24 protein-coding genes are annotated in these 22,737 nt (G+C 70.5%); 12 read left to right on the top strand and 12 right to left on the bottom strand.

Features of this window, described 5'->3' with window-relative positions; genetic code table 11:
• Positions 1-112 precede the first annotated feature (112 nt).
• Both purS and purQ read left to right on the top strand, forming a co-directional pair.
• Positions 113-352 (top strand): phosphoribosylformylglycinamidine synthase subunit PurS, encoded by a 240-nt coding sequence (purS, locus tag FCN18_RS00410; RefSeq protein ID WP_112265422.1) that lies wholly within the window; start codon positions 113-115, stop codon positions 350-352.
• Positions 349-1,038, top strand: coding sequence for a phosphoribosylformylglycinamidine synthase subunit PurQ (gene purQ, locus FCN18_RS00405; RefSeq protein WP_137092744.1), 690 nt, complete (start codon positions 349-351; stop codon positions 1,036-1,038). The genes purS and purQ overlap by 4 nt, the downstream gene beginning before the upstream one ends.
• A gap of 66 nt (positions 1,039-1,104) precedes the next feature.
• Here purQ and FCN18_RS39630 read toward each other — a convergent pair whose 3' ends face one another.
• Positions 1,105-1,776 carry a phosphonatase-like hydrolase gene (locus FCN18_RS39630; protein WP_206077776.1) on the bottom strand — a complete coding sequence of 224 codons (672 nt, stop codon included), beginning with the start codon at positions 1,774-1,776 and terminating at the stop codon, positions 1,105-1,107.
• Positions 1,773-2,522: a GntR family transcriptional regulator gene (locus FCN18_RS39625; protein WP_112265417.1), complete on the bottom strand. Its 750-nt coding sequence runs from the start codon at positions 2,520-2,522 to the stop codon at positions 1,773-1,775. Before FCN18_RS39625 ends, FCN18_RS39630 begins: the two co-directional genes overlap by 4 nt.
• Positions 2,523-2,631: 109 nt before the next feature.
• Here FCN18_RS39625 and FCN18_RS00390 point away from each other — a divergent pair, with 109 nt between their 5' ends.
• From FCN18_RS00390 to phnE, 4 genes are read left to right on the top strand one after another with little or no spacing between them, the layout of a single operon-like run.
• The gene (locus FCN18_RS00390; protein ID WP_112265416.1) at positions 2,632-3,756 is read left to right on the top strand and encodes a TIGR03364 family FAD-dependent oxidoreductase; all 1,125 of its coding nucleotides are present in this window, start codon (positions 2,632-2,634) and stop codon (positions 3,754-3,756) included.
• An 18-nt stretch (positions 3,757-3,774) separates the two neighbouring features.
• On the top strand, positions 3,775-4,683 hold the full coding sequence (locus FCN18_RS00385; protein WP_137092742.1) for a phosphate/phosphite/phosphonate ABC transporter substrate-binding protein: 909 nt from the start codon (positions 3,775-3,777) through the stop codon (positions 4,681-4,683).
• 3 nt (positions 4,684-4,686) lie between these two features.
• Entirely contained in the window at positions 4,687-5,388 is a 702-nt protein-coding gene (locus FCN18_RS00380) for a phosphonate ABC transporter ATP-binding protein (RefSeq protein ID WP_112265412.1), read from the top strand.
• Complete coding sequence (gene phnE, locus FCN18_RS00375) at positions 5,385-6,188, top strand: phosphonate ABC transporter, permease protein PhnE (protein WP_137092741.1); 804 nt, start codon at positions 5,385-5,387, stop codon at positions 6,186-6,188. Before FCN18_RS00380 ends, phnE begins: the two co-directional genes overlap by 4 nt.
• Positions 6,189-6,253: 65 nt before the next feature.
• Here phnE and FCN18_RS00370 read toward each other — a convergent pair whose 3' ends face one another.
• On the bottom strand, positions 6,254-8,041 hold the full coding sequence (locus tag FCN18_RS00370; protein WP_137092740.1) for an ABC transporter ATP-binding protein: 1,788 nt from the start codon (positions 8,039-8,041) through the stop codon (positions 6,254-6,256).
• Positions 8,032-9,579, bottom strand: coding sequence for an ABC transporter ATP-binding protein (locus FCN18_RS00365; RefSeq protein ID WP_113644608.1), 1,548 nt, complete (start codon positions 9,577-9,579; stop codon positions 8,032-8,034). Before FCN18_RS00365 ends, FCN18_RS00370 begins: the two co-directional genes overlap by 10 nt.
• A 272-nt stretch (positions 9,580-9,851) precedes the next feature.
• Between FCN18_RS00365 and purL the strand changes: the two genes are divergently transcribed.
• Positions 9,852-12,152, top strand: coding sequence for a phosphoribosylformylglycinamidine synthase subunit PurL (gene purL / locus FCN18_RS00360; protein WP_113644544.1), 2,301 nt, complete (start codon positions 9,852-9,854; stop codon positions 12,150-12,152).
• Here purL and FCN18_RS00355 read toward each other — a convergent pair.
• From FCN18_RS00355 to FCN18_RS00345, 3 genes are read right to left on the bottom strand one after another with little or no spacing between them, the layout of a single operon-like run.
• Complete coding sequence (locus FCN18_RS00355) at positions 12,149-13,147, bottom strand: pentapeptide repeat-containing protein (RefSeq protein ID WP_112265404.1); 999 nt, start codon at positions 13,145-13,147, stop codon at positions 12,149-12,151. The genes purL and FCN18_RS00355 overlap by 4 nt on opposite strands.
• On the bottom strand, positions 13,144-14,427 hold the full coding sequence (locus FCN18_RS00350; RefSeq protein WP_137092739.1) for an MFS transporter: 1,284 nt from the start codon (positions 14,425-14,427) through the stop codon (positions 13,144-13,146). The genes FCN18_RS00355 and FCN18_RS00350 overlap by 4 nt, the downstream gene beginning before the upstream one ends.
• A 33-nt stretch (positions 14,428-14,460) precedes the next feature.
• Positions 14,461-14,958, bottom strand: a complete 498-nt coding sequence (locus tag FCN18_RS00345; protein ID WP_228713531.1) for a GNAT family N-acetyltransferase — start codon at positions 14,956-14,958, stop codon at positions 14,461-14,463.
• Between the two features lie 43 nt (positions 14,959-15,001).
• Between FCN18_RS00345 and FCN18_RS00340 the strand changes: the two genes are divergently transcribed.
• Entirely contained in the window at positions 15,002-15,586 is a 585-nt protein-coding gene (locus FCN18_RS00340) for a helix-turn-helix domain-containing protein (RefSeq protein ID WP_112265398.1), read from the top strand.
• A gap of 46 nt (positions 15,587-15,632) precedes the next feature.
• Here FCN18_RS00340 and FCN18_RS39425 read toward each other — a convergent pair whose 3' ends face one another.
• From FCN18_RS39425 to FCN18_RS00320, 4 genes are all read right to left on the bottom strand, one after another.
• A complete protein-coding gene (locus tag FCN18_RS39425; RefSeq protein ID WP_170200487.1) occupies positions 15,633-16,673 on the bottom strand; it encodes a hypothetical protein in 1,041 nt (346 codons plus the stop codon).
• A gap of 192 nt (positions 16,674-16,865) precedes the next feature.
• Positions 16,866-17,768 carry a lysozyme gene (locus FCN18_RS00330; RefSeq protein ID WP_112265397.1) on the bottom strand — a complete coding sequence of 301 codons (903 nt, stop codon included), beginning with the start codon at positions 17,766-17,768 and terminating at the stop codon, positions 16,866-16,868.
• Positions 17,769-17,969: 201 nt separating this feature from the next.
• Entirely contained in the window at positions 17,970-18,752 is a 783-nt protein-coding gene (locus FCN18_RS00325; protein WP_228713529.1) for a lysozyme, read from the bottom strand.
• Positions 18,753-18,905: 153 nt separating this feature from the next.
• Complete coding sequence (locus tag FCN18_RS00320) at positions 18,906-19,517, bottom strand: type VII secretion system-associated protein (RefSeq protein ID WP_112265395.1); 612 nt, start codon at positions 19,515-19,517, stop codon at positions 18,906-18,908.
• A 63-nt stretch (positions 19,518-19,580) separates the two neighbouring features.
• On the opposite strand from FCN18_RS00320, the gene FCN18_RS00315 reads away from it, so the two are divergent.
• Positions 19,581-19,961: a sterol carrier family protein gene (locus FCN18_RS00315; protein ID WP_112265393.1), complete on the top strand. Its 381-nt coding sequence runs from the start codon at positions 19,581-19,583 to the stop codon at positions 19,959-19,961.
• A gap of 90 nt (positions 19,962-20,051) precedes the next feature.
• Here FCN18_RS00315 and FCN18_RS00310 read toward each other — a convergent pair whose 3' ends face one another.
• Positions 20,052-20,885 carry an SAM-dependent methyltransferase gene (locus tag FCN18_RS00310; protein ID WP_137092738.1) on the bottom strand — a complete coding sequence of 278 codons (834 nt, stop codon included), beginning with the start codon at positions 20,883-20,885 and terminating at the stop codon, positions 20,052-20,054.
• A 188-nt stretch (positions 20,886-21,073) separates the two neighbouring features.
• On the opposite strand from FCN18_RS00310, the gene FCN18_RS00305 reads away from it, so the two are divergent.
• The 3 genes from FCN18_RS00305 (at position 21,074) to FCN18_RS00295 (ending at position 22,716) form a co-directional block, all read left to right on the top strand.
• The gene (locus FCN18_RS00305) at positions 21,074-21,952 is read left to right on the top strand and encodes a helix-turn-helix domain-containing protein (protein ID WP_112265389.1); all 879 of its coding nucleotides are present in this window, start codon (positions 21,074-21,076) and stop codon (positions 21,950-21,952) included.
• A gap of 160 nt (positions 21,953-22,112) precedes the next feature.
• Positions 22,113-22,352, top strand: a complete 240-nt coding sequence (locus FCN18_RS00300) for a DUF397 domain-containing protein (RefSeq protein WP_112265387.1) — start codon at positions 22,113-22,115, stop codon at positions 22,350-22,352.
• Positions 22,336-22,716: a hypothetical protein gene (locus FCN18_RS00295; protein WP_112265385.1), complete on the top strand. Its 381-nt coding sequence runs from the start codon at positions 22,336-22,338 to the stop codon at positions 22,714-22,716. The genes FCN18_RS00300 and FCN18_RS00295 overlap by 17 nt, the downstream gene beginning before the upstream one ends.
• The last annotated feature ends 21 nt before the right edge of the window (positions 22,717-22,737 follow it).

Here is a 22,737-nt window from a genome sequence, read left to right as displayed (position 1 = left end):
CCCAGGTGAAGTAGCGGTATGTCGGCACGGGGCCGAGGGGTGTCGGGGGCCTCTCGGCCCCTGAGCTACGCTGAATGGGCATCGACCTGCGAAAATCTAGGAGCATCCTGTCGTGGCCCGAGTAGTCGTCGACGTCATGCCCAAACCCGAGATCCTCGACCCGCAAGGCCAGGCGGTGGCCGGAGCGCTCCCGCGCCTCGGCTTCCAGGGTGTCACCGAGGTTCGCCAGGGTAAGCACTTCGAGCTGGAGGTCGACGACTCCGTCGACGACGAGACCCTCGCGAAGATCGCGGAGGGTTTCCTCGCCAACCCGGTGATCGAGGACTGGACCGTGCGGAGGTTGGAGGCGTGAGCCCCCGCATCGGCGTCATCACCTTCCCCGGAACCCTCGACGACGTCGACGCCGCGCGCGCGGTGCGCTACGCCGACGGCGAGGCCGTGTCGCTGTGGCACGCCGACGCCGACCTCAAGGGCGTCGACGCGGTGATCGTGCCGGGCGGGTTCTCCTACGGCGACTACCTGCGCTGCGGCGCCATCGCCCGGTTCGCGCCGGTGATGGCGTCCGTGGTCGAGGCCGCCGCGAAGGGCATGCCGGTGCTGGGCATCTGCAACGGCTTCCAGATCCTGTGCGAGGCCGGTCTGCTGCCCGGCGCGCTCGTGCGCAACGAGAAGCTGCACTTCGTGTGCCGGGACCAGTGGCTGCGCGTGGAGAACAACGCGACGGCGTGGAGCACCAGGTACGACCAGGGCGCCGAGGTGCTCATCCCGCTCAAGTCCGGTGAGGGCGGGTACATGGCGAGCCAGGAGACCCTCGACCGGCTGGAGGGCGACGGCCGCGTGGTGTTCCGCTACGTCGGCGGTAACCCCAACGGCTCCCGCAACGACATCGCGGGCATCACCAGCGAGAACGGCCGTGTCGTCGGCCTCATGCCGCACCCGGAGCACGCCATCGACGCGCTCACCGGCCCCTCCGACGACGGCCTCGGCGTCTTCTTCTCGGCCCTCGACGCCCTGAAGCCCCTCGCCACCACAGCCTGACCCGTCTGCAGTGAAGGCCACCATCACTGCGTTCAACGCAGGCATGGTGGCCTTCACTGCAGTTGGTCAGAGGGCCAGGAGGGTGGGGACTTCGGCGACGCTCGGCAGTAGGTGCGTGTGGTTGACCCGGCCCAGGTCGGCGGCGGTGTAGCCGCCCGTCAGCACGCCCACCACGTACGCCGCCCCGGCGTTGGTGCCCGCCTCGAGGTCACGCGCCGTGTCGCCCGCGGCCAGCACCTTGCGCACGTCCCGCACGCCGGTGCGTTCCATGGCCCGGAAGATCATGTACGGCGCCGGGCGTCCCGCGGGCACATCGTCAACGCACACCACCGCGTCGATCACCGTTTCGTCCCAGCCCACCGTCTTGAGCAGGGCGTCCACCACCTCGCGTTCAAACCCCGTCGTCAACGCCACCTTCACTCCGGCGGCCCGCAGCGAGGCGATTGCCTCGGGTACGCCGGGCAGCGGCACGGGCGGCGTCTCCGAGTAGGCTGCGGCCAGCCGCGCGCGGAAGTCGGCGAGGCCCTGGTCCACCACGTCCGCCGACGGCACGCGGCCCGTGGACTCGGTGAGCATCGCGGTGATGGCCTCGCGCTTGCCGGCGCCCATCCACCGCTGGATGTCGTCCTTCGACGGCGCTCCTCCCGCCGCGACCACGGCCTCTTCAAGCGCGGTGTACACCGCGTTGCGTTCCTCGACGGTGGTGCCGGCGATGTCGAAGACGGCGAGTTCGATCACGAGGCTGACCTCCAGTTCCTGGCGAACGCGGGCTGCGCGCGCTGTGAGTTCTCGATGGCGAAGCTGACCAGGTCGGGCCGGTAGCGGTCGTCGGAGTACTCGACGGGCCTGCCGTCGAGCCCGCTGGCCCTGCGCCGCTCCCGCAGCAGTGGCGCGCCGACGTCGATGCCGAGCAGCTCGCTGTCGGTGGCGTCCGCGGCGACCGCGTCCATGAGGTGGCGGGCGTTGCTCATGTCGACGCCGTGCTCGCCGAGGTAGGCGTAGATGGAGCCGGAGTCGCAGTCGTAGTCGAACAGCAGGCGCCCGACGGGTTCGACGAACGTCGTGCGCTCGATCATCGTCGGCGTCTCGTCGATCAGCCGCAGGCGCAGCACCTGCACCACCGGGTCGCCCTCGTCGAGGTCGAGCTCGTCGGCGAGCTCGACCGTCGCCGGCCTGCGCGCGACCTCCAGCGTCCGCTGCCCCGGCGTGCGGCCGAGCCCGTGGACCCAGCGCGAGAACGACAGAAAAGTCTCGAACGGCTGGCTCAGCGCCTGCCTGCGCACCACCGGTGGCTTGCCCCTCCCGCCGCCGATCATGCCCTCGGCTCGCAGCGCCGTGAGCGCCTGCCGGATCGGCCCGCGCGAGGCGTTCCATTGCGCGCACAACTGCGATTCGGAGGGCACTGCGGCTCCCACTGGGAGCTCACCGGAGGAGATGCGGCGACGCAGGTCGGCGGCGATCTGCTCGTGCAGGGGAACATCCACGAGACTTGACTATACAGCTAGCGTCAACCGTTAAGCCTAGATGAACAGCCACAGACGTTCTCCCTGCTCGTATTGACGGACGATGGCGGCTTGTTCGAGCGTTCTTGTCATGACAAGTTCTGCTCGCTTGCTCGGCTCCGCCGACGTCGTCGTGATCGGGGCCGGGATCGTCGGCCTCGCGCACGCCTACGCGGCCTCGGAACGCGGGCTCTCGGTGGTGGTGCTCGAGCGCGACGAGCGGGCGACCGGCGCGTCGGTGCGCAACTTCGGGCACGGCTGCGTCACCGCGCAGGACGGCCCCGCGCTCGGCTACGCGCTCTCCGCCCGCGAGCACTGGCTGCGCCTGGCCAAGGACGCCGGGTTCTGGCTCTGCGAGAGCGGCACGGTGGTGGTCGCCCGCGCCGACGACGAGTACGCGGTGCTGAACGAGTTCGCCGGGCTGCGGGGCGGGCAGGTGAAGCTGCTCGACCCGGCGGGCGTGGCGAGCCGGGTGCCGGTCGGCGACGGAGTGGTCGGGGGCGCCGTCCTGCCGCTTGACCTCCGCGTCGACCCGCGCGAGGCCGTGCACGCGATCGCGAGGCTGCTCGCCGAGCGGGGCGTGCGCTTCCACTGGGGCACCACGGCCCACGTCATCGAGCCAGGAGAGGTCGCCACGAGCAGGGGTCGCGTACGGGCCGGGCACGTCGTGGTCGCCGTCGGGCACGACGTCGACCGGCACTTCCCGGAGCTGACCGAGCGCAGGGAGGTCCAGCGCTGCTCGCTGCGGATGCTGCGGGTGGCCGACCCGCACGGCCGCGAGATCGAGCACGCGGTGCTCACGGGGCTCTCGCTGCTTCGCTACTCCGGGTTCGAGGCGTGCCCGAGCCTCGCCGCCGTCCGCGCGCGCTTCGAGGCCGAGCACCCCGACCTGCTCGCCATCGGCATGAACCTCATGCTCACGCAGCTACCCGGCGGTGACCTGACCATCGGCGACACCCACAGCTACCAGCGGACCGTCGACCCCTACCGGCGCGAGGAACTCGACGATCGCGTGCTCGCCGAGACGGCGCGCCTGCTCGGCGTCGGCGCCCTGACCGTGCGCGAGCGCTGGCGCGGCGTTTACGCCTCGGCGCCCGAACCCTTCCTCGTCGATAGCCCGGCCGAGGGTGTGCGCGTCGTCGCGGTCACCTCCGGCATCGGCATGACCACGGCACTCGGCCTCGCGCCCACGGTGCTGGACGACCTCGTTTCCTGATCCCCAAGGAGAATTCCCATGTCCTCCCGTTCCCGCTTCGTCGCGCTCGGCGCGGCGGCCCTGCTCACCCTGTCGCTCACGGCCTGCGGTTCGGACTCCGAGTCCGCCGACGCCGCGACGTGCCCCGGCGGCACGATCCGGTTCGGCGTCGAGCCCTACGAGGACCCGGCCAAGCTCACCCCCGCATACCAGGTGCTGGCGCGAGCGTTGCAGACCACTTTGGACTGCCCGGTGGAGCTGAAGGTGGTCGACGACTACTCCGCCGAGGTGCTGGCGATGCGCAACGACCAGCTGGAGATCGCGCAGTTCGGTCCGCTCGGGTACGTCTTCGCGAGCCAGCAGGCCGGCGCCGAGCCGATGGTGTCCTTCGCCGACGCGAACGGGGAGCTCACCACCTACACCGCGGGCATCTGGGTACCGAAGGACTCGCCGATCAGGACCGTCGCCGACCTGCGCGGCCGCTCCCTCGCGCTCGGCGGTGTCGGCTCCACCTCGGGTGACGCGCTGCCGCGCTACGCCCTGCGCGAAGCGGGCCTGAAGGACTCCGACGTCAAGATCGACTACGCCGGCGGGCATCCCGAGGCGCTGCTCGCGCTCACCAACGGCAAGGTGGAGGCGGCGCAGATCAACAGCCAGCAGCTGGCGACCGCCAAGGCGGAGGGCTCGTTCGACGAGTCGGAGTTCCGGCAGGTCTGGAGGTCCGAGCCGATCCCGAACGACCCGATCACCGTGCGCGGCAACCTCGACCCGGCGTTCAAGGAGCGGGTGCGCAAGGCGCTGCTGGAGCTGAGCCCTGCCGACGTCGCGAAGGTCGGCGCGTTTCTCGACGTCGACCCGCCCGGTCCGCTCGCGCGGGTCGACGAGCAGACCTACCAGCCGCTGTTCGAGCTGGCCTCCACGCTCGGCCTGTCCGAAGGGGACGTCTGAGCCATGGCGGCGCTGGAGATCAGAAGCCTCACGAAGTCGTTCGCGGGACGGCCCGTGCTCACCGGTTTCGACCTCGATGTGCGAGCGGGCGAATTCGTGGCGGTGCTCGGCGCGAACGGGTCTGGCAAGTCCACGGCGCTGCGCTGCGTGGTCGGCTTGGAGACACCGGACGCGGGCGAGATCCACACGGACGGCAGGCCCGCCATGGTGTTCCAGAGGATCCACCTGGTCGGGAGGCGCACCGCACTCGACAACGTATGCGCGGGCGCGCTGGGCAGGCTGCCGCTGCACAGGTCGGCGTCGCCGCTGTTGTTCCCGCGCGAGCTGCGGGAGGAGGCGATGCGCTGCCTCGACCGCGTCGGCCTCGCCGACCGCGCCGGTGAGCGGGCGGCGCGCCTTTCCGGCGGACAGCAGCAGCGCGTCGCGATCGCCAGAGCGCTGTGCCAGCGGCCCCGGGTCCTGCTGGCCGACGAGCCCGTGTCCGCATTGGACCCGAGCGCGGCCGACCAGGTGATCACGCTGCTCGCCGACCTCGCGAACGAGGGCCTTGCCGTGGCGGCGGTGCTGCACCAGCCGCAGCTCGCGCGCTCGGCCGACCGGATCGTCGGTTTGCTCGGCGGGCGCGTGGCGGTCGACGGGCCGCCCGAGATCGTGTCCGGTTCGGACGTCGACGCGCTCTACCTCCCGGAGAGGGCGGCCGCATGACAGTAACGACCCCCGCTCCGCCTCGGCGGCGCTGGCCGTCGCCGCTCGCGCTCGGGATCGCGGCCGCCGTGGTCGCCCTGCACGTGTTCGCGTGGAACGCCACGGGCTTCTCCCCGGCCGCGCTCGTGCAGGGCGCCGACGGCATCGCGGGCTTCTCCGCCGAGGCGCTGCCGCCGGACCTCACGTGGGACACGGTGCTGCGGCCGAGCCTGGAGGCCGCGCTGGTGACGCTCGGGATCGGGCTGCTGGGCACGACGTTCTCGGTGCCATTCGCGCTGGTGCTCGCGCTGCTCGCCGCGCGCGCGACCACGAGCGGCCCGGCCGCGTACCAGGTGGCGCGCTCCGTGCTGTCGTTCCTGCGGTCGGTGCCGGACGTGGTGTTCGCGTTGATCTTCGTGACGGCCGTTGGCCTCGGGCCGTTCGCCGGGGTGCTCGCCCTCGTGTTCCACAACACCGGCGTGCTGGGCAAGCTGTGGGCCGAGGCCATGGAGGAGACCGACCTCGGCCCGCGCGACGCGTTGCGGGTGCACGGCGCGAGCCGCGTGCAGGTCGCCGCGCACGCCGTGTTGCCGACGGCGTTGCCGCAGCTGGTCGGGCTGCTGCTCTACCGCTTCGACGTGAACGTGCGCTCGTCGCTCGTGCTGGGCCTCGTCGGCGCGGGCGGCATCGGCTTCCTGATCAACCAGTCGATCAAGCTGTTCCGCTTCGACGAGATGGTGACCCACATCCTGGTGGTGCTCGTCCTCGTGATCGTGGTGGACCAGCTCTCAGCCCTGATCCGCCGCCGCATCGGAGCCTGACCGACGCTCCCCAAGGCCACCTTTGTTGCGTTGAGCGCACCAAAGGTGGCCTTGGGTGCAGTTGGTCACTCCGCGTGGGCGGCGTGGACCAGGCGGGCGTAGGGGCCTTCGGCGGCGAGCAGTTCGGCATGGCTGCCGAGCTCGGTGACGCGGCCGTCCTCCACCACGGCCACCCGGTCGGCAGCGGCGGCCGTGTGGAGGCGGTGGGCGATCGCGATCACGGTCCGCCCCGCCAGCACGTTCGCGAGTGTCCGCTCCAGCTCCCTGGCCGACGACGTGTCCAGCAGCGACGTCGCCTCGTCGAGCACCAGTGTGTGCGGGTCGGCCAGCACCACGCGCGCCAGCGCGAGCTGCTGCGCCATCGCAGGGGGCACCGCGTGCGCTCCCGTGCCGAGCTTCGTGTCCAGCCCGTCCGGCAACGCCGCCGCCCACTCCCGCGCACCAACCGAGGCGAGCGCGTCGAGCAGCTCCTCGTCGGCCCACCCGTCGCCCGGCCGCCACCCCCCATCGAGGCGCTTCGCGCCGCTGTGCCTTCCGCCGTCGCCGGGCAGCGCCAGGTTCTCCCGCAGGGTCCCGCTGAACACGTGCTGCTCCTGCGTCAGCAACAGCACCTCGCCGCGCAGCACGTCGTCCGGCAGGGTCGACACCTCGACGCCGCCGATCGTCACCGAACCGGCCGTCGGCGCCGCGACACCGGCGAGAAGCCTGCCCAGCGTCGACTTGCCCGCGCCGGAAGGGCCCACGACCGCGAGCCGTTGTCCACGCGGGATGCGCAGGTCGATACCGTGCAGCACCTCGCGACCCGTCCCGTAGGCGAACCGCACGCCGCGCAGCTCGATGTCCCTGCCGCGCGGCGGCGTCCCCTGCTTCGGCTCCGGCCGCGTACGCACGCCGAGCACCCGCCGCAGCGCGGTGCCCGCGACGGCGAAGTCCTCGACCCACCACAGCAGTTCGTCCAAAGGGGACGCCAGCGCCTGCACGTAGAGCACCATCGTGGTGATCGTGCCCAGCGCGACCAGGTCCTGCGAGTACGCCCAGCCGCCCAGCAGCAGCATCGCCGCGACGGGCAGCGCGTGCGACAGCTCCAGGAACGGCACCCACCGCAGTTGGAGCCTTCGCAGCTCGCGCTCACCGCTCAGCGCGCCCTGCAGCGCCCGCTCTCCGAGCCGGACCCTGCGCCCGATCAGCCCGAGCGCCTCGGCCGTGCGCGCGCCCTCGACGGACTCGTGCGTGCCCGACTGCACACCTGACCACGCCTCCAGCATCCGTTCGATCGCCTTCGGTGAGCGGCGCCAGTACCACCGCGTCGGGAAGAACAGCACGGGCACCGACACCAGCAGGCCAAGCGCCAGCAGCGGCGAGGTGACGATCATCGCCGTCACCGTGAGCACCACGGTGATCGCCGCGATCGTGATCTCGGGGATCGCATTGCGGGTGGCGTTGTCGATGCGCTCGATGTCCGAAGTGGCCCGGCTCAGCAGGTCGCCAGTGCCGGCGGCCTCGACGGTGCCGAGCGGCAGGCGCAGCGACGCGGCGACGAACTCCTCCCGCGTCGAGGCCAGCACCCGCTCGCCCAGCACCCCGGTGCGCACACGCGCCGCCCGCTTGAGCACGGCCTGCACCAGCAGCACCGCCAGGAACGCGAGCGCCAGCAGGTCGATACCGATCGTGTCCGAGCCGCGTGCGACCTCGTCCACGAGGTAGCCGAGCAGTTGCGGCCCCGCGAGCCCGGCCATCGTCGCCAGGCCGAACAGGCCGATCGCCCACAGGAAGTCGGCCCTGTTCTCGCGGAACGTCGTCCGCGCCCAGCTCCTCGCGTCCGCCCTCGACGCGAGGGGAAGCCTCAGCTGCACCTCGTCACCACCTCGTCCGCGACCGCGGCCCAGAGCGGGCTCTGGCTGAACACCACGGTCGTCCTGCCCCGCCGCAGCGTCGCGACGCGCTCGCTGATCCGCGCCTCGGTGTGCGCGTCGACGGCCGACGTCGGCTCGTCGAGGATCAGCACGTCGGCGTCGGTCGCGAGCGCCCGCGCGAGGCTGAGCCGCTGCCGCTGCCCTCCGGAGACCTCCCGGCCCCGCTCGCCGATGCGTTCCGCGAGGCCGTCCGGCAGCGCGGCCACGATGTCGTCCGCGTCCGCCGCCCACAGCGCCGTCTCGACGGAGACGGCGCTCGGGGTGTCCGGGGCGACCTCGTCGGCGAGTACGCCGGAGAACCACAGGTCCTGGTTGTGCGCGTACACCACGCGCCCGCGCAGCTCGGCCAGCGCGACGCGCTCGACGGGCACGCCGGACAGCAGCACGGGCTGCCGGGCGTCGGTGAACCGCGCCAGCCGCGCCGCGAGGCCCTCGGCCTCCGCTCCGACGTCGACAACGGTGAGCTTGCCCGCGACCGCCGTGAACCCGCTCTCGGCGTCGTGCGGTTCGAGCGGGCCCTCCGGCAACCGCAGCGGCGCCGACGGCTCGGCCAGCAGCGGGCGCAGGCTCAGGATCCGGCACGCCTTGCGCGCGGAGACGTAGGCCGAGGCCCATACGCCCGTGCTCTCGGTGGTGGTGCTGACCGGGATCACCAGGAACGCCGAGGCCCCGTAGAACGCCACGAGCTCGCCGACGCTGATCGTTCCCGCGACGGCCAGCCGAGCGCCGAGCCAGGTGATCACCACGGTGACCAGCCCGGGCAGCAGGACTTCCGCCCCGGTGAGCCACGACTCGCTGCGCGCCACGTCGACGCCCGCCCTGCGCACGCGCTGGCTCGCCGCGCGGAAGCGGCCGAGGAACTGCCGCTCGCCGCCGATGCCACGCAGGATCCGCAGGCCGGAGACGATGTCGGAGCCGAGCGCGTTGACCGCCGACAGCTCCTCGCGCTGCGTTTCGAGCTTGCGCTGCAACGGCGCGATCAACGGCCCGATCCCCGCCACCGCCAGCGGCACGCCGACGAGCGCGACACCGCCGAGCAGCGGCGAGTACGTCAGCAGCACGATGCCGACCGTGAGGAACGCCACGATCGAGCCGACGACGCGGCCGACGACCTCGAAGCCGTAACCGATCTTGTCGATGTCGGCGGACGTGATGGCCAGCACCTCACCAGAGCTCGCCTGCTCGCGCAGCGAGGAGCCGAGCCGGGTCGCGTGCGTGGACACCAGCCGCTGTGTCGCCGAGGCGCCGTGCATCCACATTCCGGCGCCGAGGAAGTCCAGCGTGCCGCCGAAGACGGCCTGTGCCACGCCGATGCCGACCACGAGCACCGCGAGCCAGACCAGTGTGGCGGTGTCACCGCCCGCGATGCCGTCGTCGATCGCCGCTCCGACCGCGAGCGGCAGCAGCGCGCCGGGCACCAGCCACAGCGCACCGAACACCATGGCCCCGACGGCCAGCCACGGGCGGCTGCGCAGCATCGCGCGCAGCAGCCTGCCCGGCGTCAACCGCGAGGGGAGCCGGATGGGCGGTGCCGGATACGGCGTTTCGGACACGTCGCTCAACGTTACGAACGACCTGCGGCGATGGCGACCGAATTTCGCCACGCAGTTTCGCCACGCACGCCCACCACCACCCAGCCACGCACGCCCACCACCACCCAGACGGAGGCGCTTCGCGCCGCGGTTACGCCCACCCGTCTCCCACCACCACCCAGACGGAGGCGCTTCGCGCCGCGGTTACTCTTGACGTCGTGGCCTCACCAAACGTCGACACGCCCGTCATCGACACCACCGCCCGCGCCGTCGAGACCCCGGACCTTCCGCAGCCGTACGTCGAACTCGGCCTCGCCGACGACGAGTACGCGCGGATCAAGGAGATCCTCGGCCGCAGGCCCACCGAGGCCGAGCTGGCCATGTACTCGGTGATGTGGAGCGAGCACTGCTCGTACAAGTCGTCGAAGAAGCACCTGTCCTACTTCGGCAAGACCACCACGCCCGAGATGCGCGAGAAGATGCTCGCCGGCATCGGCGAGAACGCCGGTGTGGTCGACGTCGGCGACGGCTGGGCGGTCACGTTCAAGGTCGAGAGCCACAACCACCCGTCCTATGTGGAGCCCTACCAGGGCGCGGCGACGGGCGTCGGCGGCATCGTGCGCGACATCCTCGCGATGGGCGCGCGCCCGCTCGCGGTCGCGGACCCACTGCGTTTCGGCCCGGCCGACGCGCCCGACACCCGCCGCGTGCTGCCGGGCGTCGTGGCCGGGATCGCCGGGTACGGCAACTGCCTCGGCCTGCCGAACATCGGCGGCGAGGTGGTGTTCGACGAGAGCTACGCGGGCAACCCGCTGGTGAACGCGCTGTGCGTCGGCGCGATGCGGGTCGAGGACCTGCACCTGGCGCACGCCTCCGGCAAGGGCAACAAGATCATCCTGTTCGGCGCGCGCACCGGGCTCGACGGCATCGGCGGCGTGTCCGTGCTGGCGAGCGACACGTTCTCCGGTGACGAGACGGCCGGGGGTCGCAAGAAGCTGCCGAGCGTGCAGGTGGGTGACCCGTTCACCGAGAAGGTGCTCATCGAGTGCTGCCTCGAGCTGTTCGCGAAGAAGCTCGTCGTCGGCATCCAGGACCTCGGCGGCGCCGGGCTGTCCTGCGCCACGTCCGAGCTCGCCGCCGCCGGTGACGGCGGCATGTACATCGACCTCGACCGCGTTCCGCTGCGGGCCAAGAACATGACCCCCGCCGAGATCCTCTCCAGCGAGTCGCAGGAGCGGATGTGCGCGGTGGTCGCTCCGTCCGATGTGGACGCCTTCATGGCGGTGTGCGAGAAGTGGGACGTGATCGCCACGGAGATCGGCGAGGTCACCGACGGCGACCACCTCGTCATCACGTGGCGTGGCGAGACCGTGGTCGACGTGCCGCCGCGCACCGTCGCCCACCAGGGCCCGGTGTACGACCGACCGTACGCGCGCCCCGCCGGGCAGGACACCGTGCAGGCGAACACCACCGACTCGCTCGCGCGTCCGTCCACTCCGGACGAGCTGCGCGACACGCTGCTGAAGCTCGTCTCCTCGCCGAACCTGGCCTCGAAGGAATGGGTCACCCAGCAGTACGACCGGTACGTGCGTGGCAACACCGTGCTCGCGCAGCCCTCCGACTCCGGCGTGATCCGGATCGACGAGTCGACCGGACGCGGCGTCGCCGTCGCGACCGACTGCAACAGCCGCTTCGTCTACCTCGACCCGTACGCGGGCACGCAGCTCGCGCTCGCCGAGGCGTACCGCAACGTCGCCACGAGCGGTGCCATGCCGGTGGCGGTCACCAACTGCCTCAACTTCGGCTCCCCCCGCGATCCCGGTGTGATGTGGCAGTTCGAGCGCGCCGTGCACGGCCTCGCCGACGGCTGCGCGCAGCTCGGTGTGCCGGTGACCGGCGGCAACGTGAGCTTCTACAACCAGACCGGTGACACGGCGATCCTGCCGACGCCGGTGGTCGGCGTCCTCGGCGTGATCGACGACGTGACGCGGCGCATCCCCACCGGCATCGGCAACGAGGCGGGCGAGACGCTCCTGCTGCTCGGCGACACCCACGACGAGTTCGGCGGTTCCGCGTGGGCACACGTCATCCACGGGCACCTCGGCGGGCTGCCGCCGAAGGTCGACCTGGAGCGGGAGCGGTTGCTGGCCGAGATCCTGGTCGCGGGCTCTCGCGACGGCATGATCTCCGCGGCGCACGACCTCTCCGACGGCGGGCTCGCGCAGGCGCTCGTCGAGATGGTCCTCATCGGACAGTGCGGCGCCAGGGCGATCCTGGCCGACGACCAGGACCCGTTCGTGCAGCTGTTCTCCGAGTCGGCGGGCCGCGTGCTGGTGGCCGTGCCGCGCAGCGAGGAGCTGCGGTTCACGGAGATGTGCGACGCGCGCGGGCTGCCGTGGCGCCGGGCCGGTGTCGTGGACCCCGAGGCGGGTGCGCTGGAGATCCAGGACGTCGCGACGTTCGGCCTCGACGAGCTGAGCACCGCCTGGGAAGGCACGCTGCCCGCCCTGTTCGACTAGCCCACTGGGCGCAGCTTCGTGGTGTCGTCGCGCTGCTCCTCGGCGACCCAGCCCTCCGGCGGCTCGACGTCGTCGTGGAACGTGGTGCCGCGCAGCGTGAACGCGTCGCCGAACGTGGCGTCGCGGAACCGCGCCTCGCCTCGGAAGGCGGCGTCCTTGAAGTTCGCCTCGCCGTCGAACACGGTGCCGGTGAAGTCGGCCAGCGAGTTGAAGGTCGTGCCGCTGAACCACGCCCGGTCGCGGAACGTCGTGCCCGCGCAGCGGAAGCGGCCGGAGAGCCTGCCGGTGCCCGTGGCCGCGGCGGTGAACCACACGGGCCCGGTGAACACGCAGTCGCTGAGGTTCGTGCTGCTGTGCAGGTACGTGTAGCGCAGGATCACGCTGCCCATGCGGCGGCCGGAGAGGTCGAGGTACTCCAGCGCGGCACCGGTGAGGTCGAGGTCGTAGCTGGGGCGCTCGGTGTCGTCGCGCACCGGCAGGAGGTCGTGGATCAGCCGTTGCGCGGTGAGCCGGACCTGCAGCTCGCGCTCGGCCTCGGGATCCTCGGGGTTCGGAGTCTTGCCGAAGCGTGGGTGCGTGAACGGCCTGCGCAGATAGGCGCACAGCACGTCGAGCACCGTCTGCGTGTAACCCGCCCGGCTGCGCGCGAGCCCCGCGAGCGCGTGCATCGCACCGACCCTGACCTGGTCGGCCTCGTTGCCGAGCAGCTCGACGGAGCGGGCGAAGCGCTCGTCGGAGATGCGGTTGGTCTCCAGGTCGTGACGGCGTCGTTCGATGTCCTGGCGTGCCTCCTCGACGCGGCGGCGCCGGTCGTTGAGCCACAGCGCATAGAGCGCCACCACCGACGCACCGGCCAGCCCGCCGGTGCGGAGCGCGTCGCTGCGGGACGTCCTGCTGTCGGTGAGCAGCCACAGGCTGATGCCGAGCAGCAGCGCGACCGCGATCGCGATGGTGCCGAACAAGGGAGACCGGAACGCCGAGCGCAGCCGTTTCATGGCAAGGAATCTAGGCGATCAAGCTCCTCGCCGTGGGCACGATGGGCCAACAGCAACGCACCGGCGCTCACCGCGGCGAGCAGCGCCGAGCCCACGAACACCGGGGTGTAGCCGAAGCCGGCGACCGCGACCCCGGCCAGCGCGGGTCCCGCCGCCCGCGCACCGACGACGAAGGCGGCCAGCACGCCGTTGATCCGGGCGTACTCTCCTGGCCCGTAGTAGTCGGCGACGAGCGTGCCGCGCAACAGCTCGGCCAGCCCGTAACCGAGCCCGAAGAGCACCACGAACACGATGATCGACACGGTCGCCGCGGTTCCGTGCCCGGAGGTGGTCAGCGGCAGCGCTATGGCGACGCCCTGCGCGGCGAAGAGCGCCGCGCCCGCCCTGTGCTCGGGAACCCAGCGCCGTAGCGCGGTCACCAGCACCCGGCCGGTCACCTGGAACAGCCCCACGCCACCGGCCGCGAGCGTCGCGAGTCCCAGCGGGTAGCCGCGCTCGGTCAGGTAGGCGACCAGCACCACTGTCACGGCCAGCTTCGCTGAGGTGCCGCACACGAAGCACACGGTCAGCCTGCGGAACGACGCGCTGCGCAGCACCGCTTGCCGGGGCGGTGCCGGCGCGGCCTCCCTCGGCGGCGGCGGTTCGTCGGAGCCGTCGGGGTGCAGGCCGAGGTCGGCGGGATGCCTGCGCAGCAGGAGGCCGTGGACCGGCAGCGTCACCACGGCGGTGATCACCGCGAGCGCCAGCAGTGCGTCGCGCCAGCCGAGCCACGAGACGAGCACGCCCGTGAGCGGAACGAACACGGCGCTGGCGAGCCCGCCGAAGATCGTGAGCACCAGCACCGCGCGGGCACGATCTCGCGCGAACCACACCGCCGTCACCGCGAACGCGGGTTCGTACAGGGTCGTCGCCATCGCGAATCCGCCGAGCACGAAGACGACGAAGAACATCGGCAGAGAGTCCACCTGCGACCAGCCGAGGAGCATGAGCACCGCGCCCGCGCTGCCCACGGTCATCACGCCCCTCGGCCCCCGCGTCTGCAGCACCCGCCCTACCGGCATCGCGAGCAGGCCCGACACCACCACGCCCGTCGCGTAGACCGCGTTGAGCCAGCCCACCGACCAGCCCAGCTCCTCGCGCATCGGAACCACGAACACCGAGAACGCGTACACGAGCACGCCCCACGACACCAGCTCGGTGGCACTCAGCCCACCGACCTGGACCCACCCGTAGAACGGCCTGCGCCCGCCACGACGCCCGCGCTCCGCCTTGTCAGACACCGCGCCGATCCCCGCTCGCGACGGAAAGATCCATCAGAGGGGGCCAAGGCTTCGTTGCAGCAGCACGGTGTCCAGCCACTTCCCGTGCTTGTGGCCGACGCGCCGCAGCCTGCCCGCCTCGGTGAAGCCGCGTTTGCCGTGCAGGGCGAGCGATGCCTCCTCGCCAGAGTCGGCGACCACGGCGATGACCTCGCGGATGTCCGCCGCCGCGCAGCGGGCCAGCAGCTCGTCCAGCAGTGCGCCGCCGATGCCGCGGCCGTGGGCCCACGGCGCGAGATAGATCGAGTCCTCCACGGTCTGCCGGTAGGCGGGCCGGGTCTTCCACGGCGTGCAGTACGCGTACCCGGCGACCGCGCCCTCGTGCTCGGCGACCAGGAACGGCAGGCCCGCGGTGGTGACCGAGGTGAAGCGCCGCTGCCACTCCTCGGCGTCCGGCGCCTCGAGCTCGAAGGTGGCGACGCTGCCGGTGACGTAGTGGGCGTAGATCTCGGCGATCGCGGCCAGATCGGTTGTGACCGCGTCCCGGACCACCCTGGATTGCACTATAGAAGAATTGGTCACTACTATAGTGTAGGTGGATTTGGGCGCACTTGGCCAGCGCATTCAAGGGCTTCGCCGCGAGCGGAGCATGACGCTGCAGGAACTCGCCGAGCACTCCGGTGTCAGCGTCAGCATGCTGTCCGCGGTCGAGCGGGGTGACAAGGCGCCCACCGTGGTGGTGCTCGACCGCATCGCGGGCGGGCTCGGCGTGCGGCTCTCGGTGCTCGTCTCCGAACCCGAGGCCGAGCGCGTGATCGTGCGCAGGGCCGCCGAGCAGGACGTGGTCGACGAGCCGGGCGGATGGCAGCGCACCATCCTCACCCCGGTGGTGCCCGGTGTGAACTTCGAGTGGATCCGATCCACGCTGCCGCCGGGCTGCACACCCGGGAGCTACCCGGCCTACGCGCCGGGCTCGCACGAGTTCATCTTCGTGGAGTCGGGCTCCGTCGAACTGACGATCGACGGCGAGCGCACGGTCGCACTCAGCGAGGGCGACTCGATCTACCTGGCCGCCGACGTGACACTCGAGTACGCGAATCGCTCCGCCGAACCGTGCACCTACTACGTCGCCGCCCTGATCATGCGCCCGCGTGACGCCGGCACCCGCTTCACGACGTGAAAGAGGCCGGTCCCCGCGCGGGGACCGGCCTCTTCGGAGCCGTTCGTCAGAGGAAGATCAGGCTCACGCACCAGCCGGTGCCGTCGAAGTTGTCTGCGTTGATCGAGCCGTCGATCGTCTCCCCGTCGATCGTGCCGGTGAGCTTGGACTCGACGTAGTACTGCGACCCCTCGGCCGGGCCCGCGCTCAGGTTGGTGTCGCCCTGGGTGGCCCTCTCGATGTCGTACTCGTTGAGGCTCATCGAGTCGGCGCACATCACGGCCTCGGCGCCGGCCTTGTCACCGTTGTTGAGCGCGTCGACGAACTCGCCGATCACGGGGTCGGCGTCGGCGACCGCGCTGTCCCCGCTCGCGATGCCGGTCGAGTCGGTGGAGTCAGTGGAGCCGGTGGAGTCCGACGACGAGCCGCCCTCGTCCATCGAGACGCTCGCCCAGCACCACTTGTCGCCGTTCTTGGTGAGCTCGGCGCTCGCGGGGTAGGTCGACCCGGCCGCGGTGATCGTCGCCGTCGCCGTCGCCGAGTTGCCGTTCTCGGTCACGTCGCCCAGCTTGGCGCTCTCCACCTGGCTGACGTAGCTGATGACCTCGTCGATGTCGGCCTCGGCGTCGGCGCACTTCATGCCGGAGAGCGCCGCGCTGTCCTGGTTGTTCAGGCCGTCGATGATCTGCTGCGCGAACGCGCGGGCGCCGCCGTCTTCCTGCTGGCTGTTGCCGGAGGCGTTGGTGTTGCCGCCCTCCTCGTCGTCACTCAGCAGGAAGCCCGGCGCGACGAACGCCGTGATCACGAACGCGATCACCACCACGGCCGCCGCGGAGAGCCCGACGATCAGGCCGGTCTTCTTCTTCGGCGGCTGCGGGCCGTAGCCGCCGCCACCCGGGTAGCCGTATCCCTGCTGGGGGTAGCCCTGCTGCTGGTACCCACCCTGCTGCGGGTAGCCCTGCTGCGGGAACGAGCCCGACTGCGGATAGCCGCCTTGCTGGGGGTAGCCGCCGCTCTGTGGGTAACCGCCCTGCTGCTGGTAGCCGCCCTGCCCGTACGGATCGGGCTGCTGGCCATAGGGCTGCCCGGGCTGAGGTGGATACGTCATGGGCCAAACCTTCCGTCGCTGCGGCGCCCCCAGTGGTGCGCTCCGGTTCTCGGACGCGCTGCCGGAAGGTGTGGTTCCCCCAGGTCATGCGTTCGATCAGAGCGCATTGTGCCTGGTGATCCTTCTCCGCGCACCAGGAGGCTCCCGATCCGTCGCGGGATCGGGAGCCTCACCGGTGTCACCGAGCCCCGCTCAGCCGGTCGCCAGCACCTTCAGGCGGTCGTAGGCGCCGTTGAACGAGTTCTGGTCGATCGGGCTCGACGTGTACTGCCAGAACGTGTGGAATCCCCAGCCATTGGGCAGTGTTCCGACCGACGAGGCGTACCGCGCCACCCAGAGCGGAACGGTGTCGCCGAAGCTCTGCGCGGTCCCGACGCACTGGTTCCACCAGCTCGTGGACGTGTAGATCACGGGCCAGCGCCCGGTGCGGGCGTGGTAGGTGTCGTGGAAGTCGCGGATCCACGCCGCCATGGCCGACTGGCTCTTGCCGTAGCACGTGGAGCCGTAGGGGTTGTACTCCATGTCCAGCGCGCCGGGCAGGGTCTTGCCGTCGGCCGACCAGCCGCCGCCGTTGTCCACGAAGTAGTTGGCCTGTGCCGCGCCGGAGGAACGGTCCGGCAGCGCGAAGTGGTACGCGCCGCGGATCATGCCGACGTTGTACGAGCCGTTGTACTGCTGCGCGAAGTAGGGGTTCTTGTAGCCCGTCCCCTCGGTCGCCTTCACGAAGGCGAACCGCTTGCCCTGCCCCCACCAGTAGTTCCAGTCGACGTTCTGCTGGTGCCCGCTGACGTCGATGCCGGGCACCGTCGCCTGCGCCTCCGCGCCGTCGGAGTTGAGGCCCTGCGGCCGCAGGGCCGCCCGCTTGCTCGCCTCCGTCGACCGATCTCCTTCCGCCTTGGCGATCTGGGAGCCCATCGGGTGGTCGTACTTCTCGACGTACTCCGCGACCGGCATTCCGTCGATCCGGCTCGGCACGGCGTCGCTCTTGGACGGAGCGGCGCCGGCCGGGGTCAGCGCGCCGAGCAGGAGCGCGCCGGCCGAACCGACGGCGGCGGCGGTGACGGCCCGCCGCCAGATTCTTCGTGCAGTGGACATGAGAAGCATCCCTTCACGATTAACAATTGCCCTCGCTGCCGGACGGCTCACTGCAGGTAGCCGCCCGGGCGTTGATTGTTATCGCAGGATGCCTGCTTTGTCACTAGTTGGCATGAAATACCCGCTACAAGTGGGTGATTTACGGGTGAAATTGCGGGCCCTGGGTGATGTTTAATGCCCCGTTCGCTGCCTTGCGGTGGGTCACCCGGTGGCCAGCGCCGTGAGCTGTCCGGGGCCGCCGTTGAAGAAGTTCTGGTCGCCCGGCAGCTTGCCCGAGTCGGAGAACTGCCAGATGCTCTGGAAGTCCCAGCCCGCGGGCAGCTCGCCGATCTGGGGCGCGTAGCGGGCGAGCCACAGCGGGTTGGTCCTGCCGAACGCGGGGCTGTTGCCCGTGCACTTCTTCCACCAGCTCGTCGACGTGTAGATCACCGGCGTGCGGCCGGTGCGGGCCTTGTAGGCGTTGGAGAAGTCCCTGATCCAGGCGACGATCACCTTGGGCGAGCGGTTGTAGCACGCCTCGCCGTAGGGGTTGTATTCCATGTCGAGCGCGCCGGGCAGCGTCCGGCCGTCCCTGGTCCAGCCGCCGCCGTGGTCGACGAAGTAGTGCGCCTGCTTCGCTCCCGTTGAGATGTCCGGCCTGGCGAAATGGTATGCACCACGAATCATGCCCGCCGCGTAGGAGCCGTTGTACTGCTGCTTGAAGTGGTCGCTCGTGAACCCGGTGCCCTCGGTGGCCTTGACGTACACGAACTTGGCCCCGGCCTTGGTCGCCGCGGGCCAGTCGACGTCGCCCTGCCAACCGCTCACGTCGTGGCCCAGCACATTGGTCCCCGACGTGTAGGCGTCGGGGGAAGGGGCGCCGTGCACTCCCTCGTGCTTCGCGATCTGCGAGCCGGCGTGGCGCTGCTCGGCGCCGCGGTAGTCCGCCTTCTCCTCCGCGGGGACGGCAGGGCCCCCGAAGGTCAACGTGCTCGCCGCGAGCACCGCGACGACCGAACCCGCCAGCGTATTGCGGCACCTGTGAGAACTGCGACGCTTCACACCGACACCCCGCCCCTTCGTGCGACTCCCCGTTCAGGCGTCACCTTGCCCTGACAAGGCGGTGTGCGCGAACCGGTGTCACCCGCCAGAGTGGACTCAGCGCTCCTGCGAAAGTGCGTGCTCGAGGTGCTCAGCAGGCACGACGGCGGTGACGACGTCGTGCGGATTGATCACCAGTGCGTGGCCGCCGAGCAGCTCGACGATGTCCCTGCCGAGCACGGCGCGGGCGTGCGGCCATTCCGAGGGCACGAGCGACTTCGTGGTGTAGGCGGGCACCATCACACGGCCGTCGGTGTTGTGGAAACCGATCACGGTGCGCTGCACCGGTGAGATGGCGTAGACGAACAACGTCGAGTCGAGCACCAGCGGCGGCAGGTCCTCCGCGGGCCGGTGCTTGGTCCGTACGAGCTGCAGCAGCCGTTCGAGCTCGTTGGCCGGCTCCGGGTAGCCGAGCGCCTTCGGCGAGGGCCGGTACCGGTCGTTGGGGTGGAAGTCCTCGACGATCTCGCCGGACGCGTTCACCGGGTAGGCACCGACGACCGCCCAGGACGGCACGCTTCCGTTGGGGTCGAAGGCCTCGTCGATCACGTAGAGCCAGCTGTTCGGGTTGGCCCTGGCGTTGGCGCGCATCTCCCTGGTGATCTTGGGCTTCTTCTTCAGCGCGGATTCGTTGGGTACCAGCCGGTCTGCCTCATCCCGCTGCGTCATGTGCGATCCCCACGTTCCTGCCGTGCCGTGTTTCGTTCTCGGCGTTCACTCTACTGTTGATGCATGTCCAGTTCGCGTACGGTCGACCCCGCTGAGTTACGAGCCGCGCTCGCGGAGATCGCGGATTGGCTGACCCGATCCGGCGCCGAACCGGCGAGGCCGAAACTGGCCGCCGCGGTGCGGCTGAGCCTGCGCACGCTCGCCTCCGTGGCCCCGGGCCGCAGCGTGGAGGTGCGAGTGCCGCCGTTCGCGGCGGTGCAGTGCGTCGAGGGTCCCCGGCACACGCGCGGCACGCCGCCGAACGTGGTCGAGACGGACCCGCGAACCTGGCTGGAGCTCGCCACCGGGCGTCTACAGTGGAGCGACGCGCTCGCCGACGGCAGGGTCACCGCCTCCGGCACGCGCGCCGACCTGTCGCACTGGCTCCCGATCGCCCGCCTCTAGCCCGACCCCCTCTGCAGTGAAGGCCACCCTGCCTGCGTTCAACGCAGTGAAGGTGGCCTTCACTGCGTTGAACGCAGGCAGGCGCGGGCGCTAGGGCTTGCGGCCGACACCGCCCGCGATGCAGTGCTGCACCTGGTTCAGCGGCTTGAGCCGCGGACCATCCGGGTACCAGTCGGCACAGCGGATCACGCCCGGGGTCATCATCTCGAGCCCGTCGAACAGCTGCTCGATCTCGGCGAGGGTGCGGAAGGTGCCGGATCCCATCGGGCTGTGCCGGAAGACGCCCTCCATCTTCCTTGCGACGGCGCTGTGCTCGTTCTCCGGATCGAGGAAGTGGCTGATCGCGACGTAGGAGCCGGACGGCAGCGCGTCGATGTACTCCTTCATGATCTCGGCGGGCTTCTCCGCTGGACCCTCGTAGTGGTGCAGGGTGCCGAGCTGGAGGAACGCCACAGGCTCCGAGAAGTCGATGTGCTTGCGCACCGTCTCGTTGGAGAGGATCTCCTTCGGCTGGAAGATGTCGGCCGCGGCGAAGTGGGTGTTGTCGTTCTCCTCCAGCAGCGCCCTGCCGTGCGCGAGCACCACCGGGTCGTTGTCGATGTAGACAACCCTGGCCTCGGGCTTGATGCGCTGGACGACCTGGTGGATGTTCTCCGCGGTGGGCAGCCCCGACCCGCAGTCGAGGAACTGCTGGATGTCGGTCTGCAGCGCCAGGAACCGGCAGCAGCGGATCAGGAAGTTCCGGTTCTCGACGGCGAGGTCCTGCGCTTCGGGCGCGGCCTTCTGCACCCCGCGGAAGACCTCCCGGTCGATCTCGTAGTTGTCCTTGCCGCCGAGGAACGCGTCGTAGACGCGCGCGATGCTCGCCCTCGTGGGGTCGACGCCGACAGGGGCACGCTCGGACTGGGGCACTGGGCCTGCCATGGGGAACCTCACAGCGCAGGGTTGGGTGGTCGCGGGGCTGAACGTAGAGTAGGGGCTCGTGCCCCCGCGGTAAACGGGGGTGTCTTGACTGACCGGCGGTGAGCGGTACTTTGAGTGGTCGGGCGACTTCCTCCGGTACGATGGCGGGTCTTGAGCAGGGGCGGCGATGAGAGGATTGGGTCCGGGTGATGGCTGCGATTGAGGGTGCCGCCGGCGAGCAATCCGCCGGTCCTACCGCTCGTCGCATGATCCTGGGCGCCCAGCTGCGCAGGCTGCGCGAGCAGGCCGGCATCAGCAGGGCCGAAGCCGGCTACCACATCCGCGCGTCCGAATCGAAGATCTCCAGGCTCGAACTCGGCCGGGTCGGCTTCAAGGAACGCGACGTCACCGACCTGCTGACCATGTACGGCATCGGCGACCCCGAGGAGCGCTCCAGCTTCCTCACCATGGTCAAGCAGTCCAACAGTCCCGGCTGGTGGCAGAAGTTCAACGAGTACATGCCGAAGTGGTTCGACGACTATGTCGGACTCGAGGAGGCCGCCAGCCGGATCCAGACCTACGAGCTGCAGTTCGTGCCGGGTCTGCTCCAGACAGAGGACTACGCGCGGGCGATCGTCACCCACGGTCTCCCCGAGACGGCGAACGCCGCCGCCGAGGGCAGACTCGCGCTGCGCATGCGCCGCCAGCGGCTGCTGTTCCGGCCGAACGCTCCGCGGCTGTGGGCGGTCATCGACGAGTCGGTGCTGCACCGGCCCATCGGCGGCCGCGACGTGCTGCGCAGACAGCTCGACCAGCTCCTCGAACTGACCAAGATGCCGCACATCACGCTCCAGGTCGTGCCGTACGAGCGCAGTGGTTATGCGGCCGAGGGTGCGTTCACGCTCCTGCGGTTCTCCGAGCCGGAGCTGCCGAACATCGCCTACATCGAGCACATCGCGGGCGGCCTCTATCTGGACCGCCCTGACGAGATCGAGCTCATCGGCCGGTCACTGGACCGGCTCGCGGTCGACGCCGAGACACCCGATCGGTCACGGCAGATGCTGCTCAAGGCACACGCAGCGGCGTAGTTCCCTCCCTCCGAATTCACCCGAAAGCGGGGCGTCGTTCAATCGGCGAACTTGCTGATGCACGTGCATTCACACCTGCATCGGCGCGTGCTACGGTCGGTGCACAAGTGAATGCACGTGCAGATGCATCCTCCAGGTGTAAGTCGGGAAGGTGAGGATCATGGCGGAGGCGATCCGGAACGGGATCTCTTCGGAGCTGCTGACCGAGGCGGCTTGGCGAAAGAGCAAGTACAGCGGTGCCATGGGCAACTGCGTCGAGGTGGCGCCGCTGGGCAACGGGCAGGTCGCGATGCGCAACTCCCGGGACCCCCACGGCCCTGCGCTGATCTACACGCGCGCCGAGATCGAGGCGTTCCTCGCGGGAGCCAAGGACGGCGAGTTCGATGACATGGTCGCGTGAGACGACGGTCGAGGACGTCCTCGGCGAGCTGATCGAGCGGGGCTACCGGTTCGTGCACCCGCGTGATGAGCGCGGCGAGATCATCACCGTCGTCGGCGTCCGCGCGCACGGCACAGTGATCGACATCGTCCGGCTCGACGCCGAGGACGACGTCCTCGCCATGCGCATGCCCGGTGACGAGCAGAACATCCTCGCCCCCGAGACCGTTCTATGGAAGCGGTCGGGCGCCATGCACACCGTGGTCGCCGACCTGCTGTGCCTCGCGGACGACGACTTCGCGCCGCGAGCCAAGCCCGAGACCCGTGGCTGCTGGGTGCCCAGCGGCCGCGAAGGTCGCGCGAAGTGGCTCGTGGCCACCGCGTGACGCTCGCTCGTTGAGCGCTAC

The organism is Prauserella endophytica (genome assembly GCF_005146945.1).
In the GTDB taxonomy this organism is placed as follows: Bacteria; Actinomycetota; Actinomycetes; order Mycobacteriales; family Pseudonocardiaceae; genus Prauserella_A; species Prauserella_A endophytica.
The sequence above is the reverse complement of the archived record's forward strand: the minus strand, read 5'-3'. Positions and strand labels throughout refer to the sequence as shown.

Bases quoted from the DNA above. Each gene is read 5' to 3' on its own strand.
- FCN18_RS00390 (WP_112265416.1), top strand. From the start codon at position 2,632: ATGACAAGTTCTGCTCGCTTGCTCGGCTCCGCCGACGTCGTCGTGATC.
- FCN18_RS00385 (WP_137092742.1), top strand. From the start codon at position 3,775: ATGTCCTCCCGTTCCCGCTTCGTCGCGCTCGGCGCGGCGGCCCTGCTC.
- FCN18_RS00380 (WP_112265412.1), top strand. From the start codon at position 4,687: ATGGCGGCGCTGGAGATCAGAAGCCTCACGAAGTCGTTCGCGGGACGG.
- phnE (WP_137092741.1), top strand. From the start codon at position 5,385: ATGACAGTAACGACCCCCGCTCCGCCTCGGCGGCGCTGGCCGTCGCCG.
- FCN18_RS00365 (WP_113644608.1), bottom strand. From the start codon at position 9,579: ATGCTGCGCAGCCGCCCGTGGCTGGCCGTCGGGGCCATGGTGTTCGGT.
- FCN18_RS00355 (WP_112265404.1), bottom strand. From the start codon at position 13,147: ATGAAACGGCTGCGCTCGGCGTTCCGGTCTCCCTTGTTCGGCACCATC.
- FCN18_RS39425 (WP_170200487.1), bottom strand. From the start codon at position 16,673: ATGACGTATCCACCTCAGCCCGGGCAGCCCTATGGCCAGCAGCCCGAT.
- FCN18_RS00330 (WP_112265397.1), bottom strand. From the start codon at position 17,768: ATGTCCACTGCACGAAGAATCTGGCGGCGGGCCGTCACCGCCGCCGCC.
- FCN18_RS00320 (WP_112265395.1), bottom strand. From the start codon at position 19,517: ATGACGCAGCGGGATGAGGCAGACCGGCTGGTACCCAACGAATCCGCG.
- FCN18_RS00315 (WP_112265393.1), top strand. From the start codon at position 19,581: ATGTCCAGTTCGCGTACGGTCGACCCCGCTGAGTTACGAGCCGCGCTC.
- FCN18_RS00310 (WP_137092738.1), bottom strand. From the start codon at position 20,885: ATGGCAGGCCCAGTGCCCCAGTCCGAGCGTGCCCCTGTCGGCGTCGAC.
- FCN18_RS00305 (WP_112265389.1), top strand. From the start codon at position 21,074: ATGGCTGCGATTGAGGGTGCCGCCGGCGAGCAATCCGCCGGTCCTACC.
- FCN18_RS00300 (WP_112265387.1), top strand. From the start codon at position 22,113: ATGGCGGAGGCGATCCGGAACGGGATCTCTTCGGAGCTGCTGACCGAG.
- FCN18_RS00295 (WP_112265385.1), top strand. From the start codon at position 22,336: ATGACATGGTCGCGTGAGACGACGGTCGAGGACGTCCTCGGCGAGCTG.